At 67.7% G+C, this 9,294-nt stretch carries 11 protein-coding genes; 5 read left to right on the top strand and 6 right to left on the bottom strand.

Annotated elements, in window-relative coordinates; genetic code table 11:
- Positions 1-2: 2 nt before the first annotated feature.
- Positions 3-674, bottom strand: coding sequence for a hypothetical protein (locus C0R07_RS03820; protein WP_070473558.1), 672 nt, complete (start codon positions 672-674; stop codon positions 3-5).
- 116 nt (positions 675-790) lie between these two features.
- On the opposite strand from C0R07_RS03820, the gene C0R07_RS03815 reads away from it, so the two are divergent.
- Together C0R07_RS03815 and C0R07_RS03810 are read left to right on the top strand one after the other, a co-directional pair.
- A complete protein-coding gene (locus tag C0R07_RS03815; RefSeq protein ID WP_070425847.1) occupies positions 791-1,609 on the top strand; it encodes an SDR family oxidoreductase in 819 nt (272 codons plus the stop codon).
- Between the two features lie 90 nt (positions 1,610-1,699).
- On the top strand, positions 1,700-2,665 hold the full coding sequence (locus C0R07_RS03810) for a YiiG family protein (RefSeq protein WP_102788197.1): 966 nt from the start codon (positions 1,700-1,702) through the stop codon (positions 2,663-2,665).
- Positions 2,666-2,705: 40 nt separating this feature from the next.
- Here C0R07_RS03810 and C0R07_RS03805 read toward each other — a convergent pair whose 3' ends face one another.
- The gene (locus C0R07_RS03805) at positions 2,706-3,578 is read right to left on the bottom strand and encodes an ion transporter (RefSeq protein ID WP_019183844.1); all 873 of its coding nucleotides are present in this window, start codon (positions 3,576-3,578) and stop codon (positions 2,706-2,708) included.
- A gap of 65 nt (positions 3,579-3,643) precedes the next feature.
- Here C0R07_RS03805 and C0R07_RS03800 point away from each other — a divergent pair, with 65 nt between their 5' ends.
- Complete coding sequence (locus tag C0R07_RS03800; RefSeq protein ID WP_070473555.1) at positions 3,644-4,873, top strand: acetylornithine transaminase; 1,230 nt, start codon at positions 3,644-3,646, stop codon at positions 4,871-4,873.
- A 32-nt stretch (positions 4,874-4,905) separates the two neighbouring features.
- Here C0R07_RS03800 and C0R07_RS03795 read toward each other — a convergent pair whose 3' ends face one another.
- Positions 4,906-5,517, bottom strand: a complete 612-nt coding sequence (locus tag C0R07_RS03795; RefSeq protein WP_070425843.1) for an HAD-IA family hydrolase — start codon at positions 5,515-5,517, stop codon at positions 4,906-4,908.
- 113 nt (positions 5,518-5,630) lie between these two features.
- Between C0R07_RS03795 and azu the strand changes: the two genes are divergently transcribed.
- On the top strand, positions 5,631-6,089 hold the full coding sequence (gene azu, locus C0R07_RS03790) for an azurin (protein ID WP_102788196.1): 459 nt from the start codon (positions 5,631-5,633) through the stop codon (positions 6,087-6,089).
- Between the two features lie 107 nt (positions 6,090-6,196).
- Here the strand turns inward: azu and hemL are convergent, their stop codons facing one another.
- Both hemL and thiE read right to left on the bottom strand, forming a co-directional pair.
- The gene (gene hemL, locus C0R07_RS03785; protein ID WP_070473552.1) at positions 6,197-7,486 is read right to left on the bottom strand and encodes a glutamate-1-semialdehyde 2,1-aminomutase; all 1,290 of its coding nucleotides are present in this window, start codon (positions 7,484-7,486) and stop codon (positions 6,197-6,199) included.
- 15 nt (positions 7,487-7,501) lie between these two features.
- Entirely contained in the window at positions 7,502-8,134 is a 633-nt protein-coding gene (gene thiE / locus C0R07_RS03780) for a thiamine phosphate synthase (protein ID WP_070473550.1), read from the bottom strand.
- Positions 8,135-8,206: 72 nt separating this feature from the next.
- On the opposite strand from thiE, the gene C0R07_RS03775 reads away from it, so the two are divergent.
- Complete coding sequence (locus C0R07_RS03775; RefSeq protein ID WP_037553342.1) at positions 8,207-8,398, top strand: rubredoxin; 192 nt, start codon at positions 8,207-8,209, stop codon at positions 8,396-8,398.
- Positions 8,399-8,428: 30 nt separating this feature from the next.
- On the opposite strand, the gene C0R07_RS03770 is transcribed toward C0R07_RS03775, so the two are convergent.
- Positions 8,429-9,274 carry a SirB1 family protein gene (locus C0R07_RS03770; protein ID WP_019183851.1) on the bottom strand — a complete coding sequence of 282 codons (846 nt, stop codon included), beginning with the start codon at positions 9,272-9,274 and terminating at the stop codon, positions 8,429-8,431.
- Positions 9,275-9,294 lie beyond the last annotated feature (20 nt).

Below are 9,294 nucleotides of genomic sequence, written 5' to 3'. Positions count from 1 at the left end.
GCTCAGCGCAGGTCGAGGATCTGCTTGCCGGTGAAGCGGCGTTGCGCGTCGAACTCGTAGGCGACCCGCAGCATGCCCTCGTCCGCGCAGGCATGGCAGGTGCGCAGCGGCGTGCTGTAGATCAGGCGCAGCCCGCCGTTGGGCAGCGCTTCACTGCCGCTGGCCTCGGCGGGGGCGAACGGTGAGGCGTCCGGGTGCGCATCAAGGAAGGGTTTGACCGTTGCATCGGCGCGCGACATCTCCGGCAGGACATCCGCATCCACATCCACGGTATGCCCGGCACTGTCGACCAGCAGCGTGCCTTCATTGGTATTGGCACGGAACGGGTACTCGATGGTGGCAATGCCCACGCCGTCCTGGTCACGCCATGCGCTGACGTAGCCGGGATTCCCCTGCGCGCCCAGCTGATGGGCCGCGGCGATCGCCTGCGGGCTGGCCTTGGCCGCCTGCATCGCCTTGGACAGGCAATCATCGGCAACCGGCGCCTGGCCGCGGCAGGCGTCCACCTCGCCGTCCCAGATCGCCGCTTCGCTGAAGGGGGAGGCGCCGCCGGCCGTACCGGGAACGGTGGCGGCCGCCTGCACAGGGGCGGTGGACGGGTCGCCGGCGGGCTGGCAGGCAGCCATCGCCAGTACCAGCGCCAGCGCGGTCAGGGGAAGGCGGATCGCCGTCATGTCGCTCATTCCATGCAGAACGTGAATGCCCAGTATCGACGCGGCGCATGAATCCGGTGTGTGCGCCGGGGCGGCATAATGCCGGTTCACTGCAATCGCATCGAAGGAATCCGCGCATGGCCAGTCTGCAAGGCAAGACCCTGTTCATCACCGGCGCCTCGCGCGGCATCGGCCTGGCCATCGCACTGCGTGCTGCACGGGACGGGGCCAATATCGCCATCGCGGCCAAGTCCTCGGTGCCCAATCCCAAGCTGCCCGGCACCATCCACAGCGCAGCGGAGGCGGTCACCGCCGCCGGCGGCCAGGGGCTGGCGCTGAAGTGCGACATCCGCGAAGAAGACCAGGTGCGTGCGGCCGTCGCCGCCACCGTGGATACCTTCGGTGGCATCGACATCCTGGTCAACAACGCGAGCGCGATCTGGCTGCGCGGCACGCTGGACACGCCGATGAAACGTTTCGACCTGATGCAGCAGGTCAACGCGCGCGGCAGCTTCCTGTGCGCGCAGGCCTGCCTGCCGCACCTGCTGCAGGCACCCAATCCACACATTCTCACCCTCGCGCCGCCGCCAAGCCTGGACCCGAAGTGGTGGGCGCCGCATACCGGCTACACGCTGGCAAAGATGGGCATGAGCTTCGTCACGCTTGGCCTGGCCGCGGAGTTCGGGCCACAGGGCGTGGCGGTCAATGCGTTGTGGCCGCGTACCGTGATCGCCACTGACGCAATCAACATGATTCCCGGCGTGGACATCGGCGGCTGCCGCACGCCGGCCATTCTTGCCGATGCCGCACACGCGGTGCTGACCCGCGAGGCGGCCGGCTTCAGTGGGCAGTTCCTGCTGGATGACGAGGTGCTGGCGCAGGCCGGCATCACTGATCTGAGTGGCTATGCCGTCGATCCGTCGCGTCCGTTGATGCCCGATCTGTTCCTGGATTGACGCGCGCGCGGTGCGCGCCGCGTGCGCGATGACAAACGCTGCACAGGCCGGGCTGCTATGGTGCGGGCCCCAAATCGTATGGACACATGCATGTCATTCCGCACACGGACCGCACCGCTCGCCGCCGCCATCGCCTTGATCAGCCTGCTCGGCGCCTGCAGCAAGGGCCCGGGCAGCGTTGCCGATACCCAGGGCGTGGAAAAGGTGAACGCCTACATCGCCTGCTTCAACGCCGTTGAACAGCCGATCCACGAAGGCTTCCAGCAGTACATTGGCTGGATGCAGGATCCGGAGGCTGGCCCGACCGGCAATGAGAAGCAGGTGCGTGGGCCGGGCACGGTGTTGTCGCATCGCGTGGAGGCGTGCAACGCCCCGATGGTCGCCGCGCTGGCGATGACGCCGGCCGAGCCCGAGCTGGATCCGGCGGCGAGCGCTTACCAGAAGACGTTCGTCGACCTGTACGCCCTTATCGAGCAGGCCGACCGTTACTACAGCCGCGAGGACTACCTGCGCGATGACCATGCCGGGATGCGCAGCCAGCATGCCCCGCTGATGAAGGCCTACACGGCGTTCTTCGACGCAGGCACCGCGCTGGACGCCGCGCTGGAAAAGCGCGAAGACGAACGCCGTGCGGAACAGCTCAAGGAGATTGAAGCTTCCGAAGGCCGCTCGATGGCGTACTACCAGATCAAGATTCTCGGTGATGGCAAGCAGCTCACGCAGCTGCTCAACAGCGAGACGCCCGATCTGGCGGTGGCACGCACCCAGCTCGCGGCGTTCCAGGCGCTGCTGCAGCAGGCGCAGGATGACAAGATCGGCAAGGGCGATGCGATGTGGGGCCACGTGGAGCGCGCCGCCGATGCGCTGGCCCGCGATGCCGGCCGCCGTATCGCGCGCGTCGAGTCGAAGAAGCCGTATACCCGCAGCGAGCAGATGCTGATGGAGAGCGGTGGGCGGATCAGCAACCCGCAGGGCTCGGCCGAAGCGTTGCTGGCCAGCTACAACGACCTGGTCGACATGAGCAACCGCCTGGCGCGGACCAGCGGCGCGCGTTGAGTGATCGCGCGGCGGGCTGCCTGGCGGCCCGCCGCAAGCATCAGACGTTGAAGACCGGTGGCAGTTTTTCGCCGCAATGGCGGCAATGCACGGCGTCCGGTTCGTGGCCTTCCAGCCCGCAATGCGGGCAGCCGCGCGCATCACGGCGCGCGGCATGCTCGGCATCGCGCATGGTGTTGGCCAGTTCGGCGGTGTAGATGCCGGTCGGCACGGCGATGATGCTGTAGCCGATCAGGATCAGCACCGAGGTGACGAAGCGGCCGAGCACGGTCTGCGGCACGATGTCGCCGAAGCCCACCGTGGCCATGGTCACCACCGCCCAGTACATGCTGCTGGGGATGCTGGTGAAGCCGTGGTTGGGGCCTTCGATCACGTACATCATCGTCCCGGCGATGATGGTGATGGTGATCACCGTGAACAGGAACAGCAGCACCTTGCGGCGGCTGCGCCACAGCGATTCCATCAGCACGCCGCTTTCTTCGATGTAGCGGGTCAGCTTGAGGATCCGGAACACCCGCAGGATGCGCAGCGCGCGCACCACCAGCAGGCTCTGCGCGCCGGGGATGAACAGCGACAGGTAGGTGGGCAGGATCGAGGCCAGATCGATGATGCCCCAGATGCTGAATGCGTAGCGCAGTGGGCGTTTGACCACCACCAGCCGCAGCAGGTACTCGGCGGTGAATACGATCGTGAAGCCCCATTCCAGCACGTACAGCCAGTCGGCGTAGGCTGCATGGAAGCGCTGCACGCTGTCGAACATGACCACCACCACGCTGGCGATGATCGCGTAGACCAGCAGCAGGTCGAAATTGCGCGAGGGCCGGGTGTCGTGGCGGTAGATGATGTCGAACCACTGGCGGCGCCAGCCGGTCTCGGTGGCGGGGTTGAGCTGGGGGGCGGTGAACGGTCGCATGGGCCGCATTGTGCCCCACCGGCCCAAAGCGCGAGAATGGGATCTTTCCTGAGGCCCTGACTGCCATGACCGCCGCTGCCACCGATCCGCTGTTGTCCCTGTCGCATTACTACCTGCCGGTCTACAAACCGCGCCAGGTGGTGCTCGAGCGCGGCCAGGGCGCGCGCGTCTGGGACAACCAGGGCCGCGAGTTCATCGATCTGGCCGCCGGCATTGCCGTGTGCGGCCTGGGCCACAACGATCCGGACCTGAAGGCGGCGCTGATCGAGCAGGCCGGCAAGCTATGGCACACCAGCAATGTGTTCTACAGCGAGCCGCCGCTGCGCCTGGCCGAGGAGCTGGTCACCGCCTCGCGCTTCGCCGAGCGCGTGTTCCTGTGCAACTCCGGCGCCGAAGCCAATGAGGTGGCGATCAAGCTGGTCCGCAAGTGGGCCTCTTCGCTGGGCCGCCCGGCGCACCAGCGCGTGATCGTGACCTTCCGCGGCAGCTTCCACGGCCGCACGCTGGCCGCGGTCACCGCCACCGCCCAGCCGAAGTACCAGGAAGGCTACGAGCCGCTGCCCGGTGGCTTCCGCTATGTCGACTTCAACGACGAGGTCCAGCTGGAAACCGCGATGGCCGCCGGTGATGTGGCCGCGGTGATGCTGGAGCCGATCCAGGGCGAGGGCGGCGTGATGCCGGCCAAGCCGGGCTTCCTGCAGCGCGTGCGCGAGCTGTGCGACCAGCACAACGCGCTGGTGGTGCTCGATGAGATCCAGGCGGGCATGGGCCGTACCGGCACGTTGTTCGCGCATTGGCAGGACAACATCAAGCCGGACATCGTCACCCTGGCCAAAGCGCTGGGCGGCGGCTTCCCGATCGGCGCGATGCTGGCCGGCCCGAAGGTGGCCGAGGTGATGCAGTTCGGTGCCCACGGCACCACCTTCGGCGGCAACCCGCTGGCCGCGGCTGTCGCCCGCGTGGCGCTGCGCAAGCTGTCCTCGCCGGAGATCGCACACAACGTCAGCCGTCAGTCGCAGGCGCTGCGCGATGGGCTGGGCAGGATCAACGACGAGTTCAAGGTGTTCAGCCAGGTCCGCGGTCGCGGCCTGATGCTGGGCGCGGTGCTGGACAAGGATTTTGCCGGCCAGGCCGGTCCCATCCTCGACCACGCCGCCGAGCACGGCCTGCTGACCCTGCAGGCCGGCCCGGACGTGCTGCGTTTCGTGCCGTCGCTGAACATCACCGATGAAGAAATCGCCGAAGGCCTCAAGCGCCTGCGCGCGGCGGTGCAATCCTTCATCGCCTCGCGATAACCAACAGCGGTAGAGCCGACCGTTGGTCGGCTCTACGCCAGGGCGTACCGCTTCAACACCTTGCCGATGCTGCGACTGTCGGTGGCGGTTTCCGCCCGCAATCCTGCCTGACGCGCACCGCGCACGTTGGTGAACAGGTCATCGACGAACAACGTGCGCCCGGCGCGTGCGCCCAACAGCGCCATCGCCTGCACGAACACGGCCGGGTCCGGCTTGCGAGCGCCCAGCGCGCCGCTGCACAGGATGCGCCCGCGCAGCGCTGCGGCCAGGGTGGGCAGGATGCGCGGGATGGTGTCCACCATCAGCGCGCCATTGTTGGTCAGGATCGCGATCGGCATGCGGCGTGCAACCTGTTCGATGCGTTCGATGACCCCGGCCTGTGGCATGGACGCGGCGATGCGGGCGTCCTGCCACTGCGTGATGCTCACCGTGCTGCCCAACGCCGCGCCCAACTGTTGCAGGTACAGCGTGCTGTCCAGGCCGGCGTCATGCTGCTGCTCCAGGCCGCTGTCGAACAGGGCGGCGTGCACCTGTGCGACGCTGCAGCCGGTGCTGGCGGCCAGGTGACGCACGCGCAAATGCCGCGCATGGCGCACCAGCACGCCATCGAAATCCAGCAGCAGCCCCTCCACGGCATCGGTCATCGCGCACTCTTGTCCGGGTCCAACGCTGACCGTACCGCAGTCGGGGCGCTTGCTGCGACATCGCGTCGCAGGCCGGGCGTGGGCACGGACTCTAGAATCGCGTGGACTGTTCGATGGAGATCGCCGTGAAACTGCTTGCCCCCGTGTTGCTTGCCGGCCTGATGCTGGCCCCGGCCGCCCATGCGCGCGTCTGCGCGATCGCCATCGACAGCACCGACCAGATGAGCTTCAGCCAGAAGGAGATCAAGGTTGCGGCGGACTGCACCCAGGTGAAGCTGACCCTGCGCCACACCGGCAAGCTTGCCGCGACCGCGATGGGCCACAACTGGGTGCTGACCCGCACCGCGGATTACCAGCCGGTGGCGATGGCCGGCATGCGCACGACCTTGTCCGACAGCTACCTGCCCAAGGGCGATGCGCGTGTGCTGGCGCATACCCCGGTGATCGGGGGCGGGCAGACCACCAGCGTCACCTTCTCGACCGCGAAGCTGGCCAAGGGCGGCGACTACACGTTCTTCTGCTCGTTCCCGGGGCACTTCGCGATGATGAAAGGCCGATTTCTGTTCGTCTGAGCGCCGAAGCCGGCCGGTGGACGGCGTGACGACCAACGGTCGTCACCTACCCGGGGTGATCGGCACGCACGCTGTGACGACCAACGGTCGTCACCTACCGCCTCCGATCAGCCTTTGACGACCTTGAAGGCTTCGCGCGCGGCCTCGATGGTCGCATCGATGATGCTGTCGTCGTGGGCGCTGGACAGGAAGCCGGCCTCGTATGCCGAAGGGGCCAGGAACACACCGCGCTCCAGCATCGCGTGGAAGAAGGTGTTGAACGCGGTGATGTCGCACGCCGTCGCCTGGGCGTAGGTTTCCACCTTCTGGTCGGTGAAGAACAGGCCGAACATGGCGCCGACCTGGGTGGTCGTCACCGCCACGCCGGCCTCGGCCGCCGCGGCTTCCAGCCCGGCGCAGAGGCGCGCAGCGGCGGCACTCAGGCGATCATGGAAGCCCGGTTCCTGCACCAGTTCCAGCATCGCCAGGCCCGCGGCCATCGCCACCGGATTGCCGCTGAGCGTGCCGGCCTGGTAGATCGGGCCAGCCGGGGAAATCTGCGACATCAGCTCGCGGCGGCCGCCATAGGCACCCACCGGCATGCCGCCGCCGATGATCTTGCCGAAGGTGGTCAGGTCCGGGGTGACGCCGTAGTGCGCCTGCGCGCCGCCGAGGGCCACGCGGAAGCCGGTCATCACTTCATCGAAGATCAGCACCGTGCCGTACTGCGTGCACAGCGCGCGCAGGTGCTGCAGGTAGCCCTCGCGCGGCGGGATGCAGTTGGCGTTGCCGACCACCGGCTCGATGATCAGGCCGGCGATGTGCTCGCCCTGTTCGGCGAACAGCGTGGTGGCGGCCTCGAAATCGTTGTAGGGCAGGGTCAGGGTGAGTTCGCTCAGGCCGGCCGGGACGCCCGGTGAGGTCGGCACGCCCAGGGTCAGCATGCCGCTGCCGGCCTTGACCAGGAACGAATCGCCGTGGCCGTGATAGCAGCCTTCGAACTTGACGATGCGGCTGCGGCCGGTGGCGCCGCGCGCCAGCCGGATCGCCGACAGTGTGGCCTCGGTACCGGAGTTGACCATGCGCACCATCTCGCAGGACGGCACCAGCCGGGTCAGCGTTTCGGCCATGGTCACTTCCGCTTCGCACGGCGCACCGAAGGACAGGCCGTTGCCGATCGCCTGCTTGACCGCCTGGCGCACCGCGGTGTGGTTGTGGCCGACGATCATCGGGCCCCAGGAGCCGACGTAATCGATGTAGCGGTTGCCATCCACGTCGTACAGGTACGCGCCATCGGCACGCTGCACGAAGAACGGCTCGCCGCCGACCGACTTGAACGCGCGCACGGGCGAGTTGACGCCGCCCGGCAGCAGTTTCTGGGCGCGGGTGAACAGGGCGTGGGACTGGTCGTGGTTCATGGGGTGTCCTGGGTCTTACGGAAACTGGGCGAGGAAGGCGCGCTGGGTGGCAACCGGATCGGGGGCGGCGAAAATGCCGCTGACCACGGCCACCAAGTCGGCGCCGGCCGCGATGATGGGACCTACATTGTCCGGGCTGAGCCCGCCGATCGCCACCCGCGGCACGCCCAGTGCGGCGCTTTGCCGCAGCAGGTCCGGCGTGGCACGGCTGGCGGTGACCTTGGTGGTGGTGGGGAAGAACGCGCCGAAGGCCACATAACTGGCCCCTTCGGCCACGGCACGCGCGGCATTGGCCAGCTGGTCGTAGCAGGACGCGCCGATGATGGCGTCGGGGCCCAGCAGGGCGCGCGCCGCGCCGATGTCGCCGTCGGTGCCGCCCAGGTGTACGCCAGCGGCGCCCACGGCATGGGCCAGTGCCGGGTCGTCATTGATGATCAGTGGCGCGCCGTGCGGCGCGCACAGCGCCTGCAGCGCGGTCGCCTGCTCCAGGCGCAGGGCGGCATCGGCGGTCTTGTTGCGGTACTGCAGCCAGGTGGCGCCGGCCGCCAACAGCGGCGCGGTGCGCGCCAGCAATCGTGCGGTATCGGGTTCGTCGGGGGTGATGAGGTAGACGCCGCGGGGCGGCGTGGGGGCTGAAGCGTGATTCATCAATGGCTACCGGTAGCGCAACGGGAGTGGGACAATGAGCGCTGTCAGCTCTTGTCCTGCCGTGATTATCCGATGACCGACGCTACCGCCACCACCTTCCGCACCTGGATGTGCGTTGTCTGCGGCTTCCTGTACCGGGAAGAAGACGGGTTGCCGGAAGAGGGCATCGCCCCGGGCACGCGCTGGGAAGACATTCCCGATACCTGGACGTGCCCGGACTGTGGCGTGACCAAGGACGATTTCGAGATGGTCGAAGTCGACTGAGGCCGGGCCGGCGCCGCGTCATGGCGCCTTTCAATGCAGGCGCGGCACCGCGCCACCCAGGCTGACCAGCTTCTCGCGCACGTACTGGGCGTCGCTGGCCTTGGCATTGCGCTTGAGGTACAGCCCCAGGTCGTTGCGCGCGCCCGCCTCGTAGTCCAGCTGCAGGTAGGCCATGCCGCGGTCGCGCAGCGCATCGTCCTGTTCGGGCGCCAGTTTCAGCAGGCGATCGGCACTGCGTGCGGCACGGTCCCATTCACCCCGTTCCACATAGACCCCATGCAGGTTGCGCAGCATCCGCATCAGGATCGCGCGCGCCGGGGCCGGGTCCAGAATCTGTGCCAGCACATCGTCGTCGGGCACTTCACCGCCCAGGTGCGAGCGGGCGCGTTCGCGCAGTTCTTCCACGCCGAGCGGGCGGCCGCCGTTGAACGGGTCCATCACCAGTACGCCGTCGTTGAGCGGCAGGCGCACCAGGAAATGGCCGGGGAAGGACACCCCGTCCAGCGGGATGCCGAGCCGGCGCGAGACTTCCATCTGCACCAGCGCCAGTGAAATCGGGTTGCCCAGGCGGCGCTCGAAGACCTGGTTCAGATAGCTGTTGCGCGGGTCGTAGTATTCGCCATGGTCGCCGCTGTAGCCCAGTTCGTCGAACAGATGGCGGTTGACCGCGGCGATCTTCAGCGGCCACATGTCGATCGTGGCGATCTCGGTGCGCAGGTGGTCGGCGTGGCTCTGCAGGACCGCGTCGTAGACGGCAGGGTCCAGGTCCGGGTATTCGTCCCGGGCGATCAGCAGCGCGGTCGGCAACAAAGGCAGCGCCTCGTCATCCAGCTCGGCCAGCGATTCCCACGTCGGCAATGTGATCTGCCCCTGCATGGGACAAGACTGGCGACAAA

The organism is Stenotrophomonas bentonitica (assembly GCF_002887735.1).
Classification (GTDB): domain Bacteria; phylum Pseudomonadota; class Gammaproteobacteria; order Xanthomonadales; family Xanthomonadaceae; genus Stenotrophomonas; species Stenotrophomonas bentonitica_A.
Note: the sequence above shows the minus strand (reverse complement) of the source record. Positions and strands in the feature narration are given on the sequence as shown.

Coding starts and splice junctions, on each gene's coding strand:
- C0R07_RS03775 (WP_037553342.1), top strand. CDS start 8,207: ATGACCGACGCTACCGCCACCACCTTCCGCACCTGGATGTGCGTTGTC.
- C0R07_RS03810 (WP_102788197.1), top strand. CDS start 1,700: ATGTCATTCCGCACACGGACCGCACCGCTCGCCGCCGCCATCGCCTTG.
- C0R07_RS03820 (WP_070473558.1), bottom strand. CDS start 674: ATGACGGCGATCCGCCTTCCCCTGACCGCGCTGGCGCTGGTACTGGCG.
- C0R07_RS03770 (WP_019183851.1), bottom strand. CDS start 9,274: ATGCAGGGGCAGATCACATTGCCGACGTGGGAATCGCTGGCCGAGCTG.
- C0R07_RS03805 (WP_019183844.1), bottom strand. CDS start 3,578: ATGCGACCGTTCACCGCCCCCCAGCTCAACCCCGCCACCGAGACCGGC.
- thiE (WP_070473550.1), bottom strand. CDS start 8,134: ATGAATCACGCTTCAGCCCCCACGCCGCCCCGCGGCGTCTACCTCATC.
- C0R07_RS03795 (WP_070425843.1), bottom strand. CDS start 5,517: ATGACCGATGCCGTGGAGGGGCTGCTGCTGGATTTCGATGGCGTGCTG.
- C0R07_RS03815 (WP_070425847.1), top strand. CDS start 791: ATGGCCAGTCTGCAAGGCAAGACCCTGTTCATCACCGGCGCCTCGCGC.
- C0R07_RS03800 (WP_070473555.1), top strand. CDS start 3,644: ATGACCGCCGCTGCCACCGATCCGCTGTTGTCCCTGTCGCATTACTAC.
- hemL (WP_070473552.1), bottom strand. CDS start 7,486: ATGAACCACGACCAGTCCCACGCCCTGTTCACCCGCGCCCAGAAACTG.
- azu (WP_102788196.1), top strand. CDS start 5,631: ATGGAGATCGCCGTGAAACTGCTTGCCCCCGTGTTGCTTGCCGGCCTG.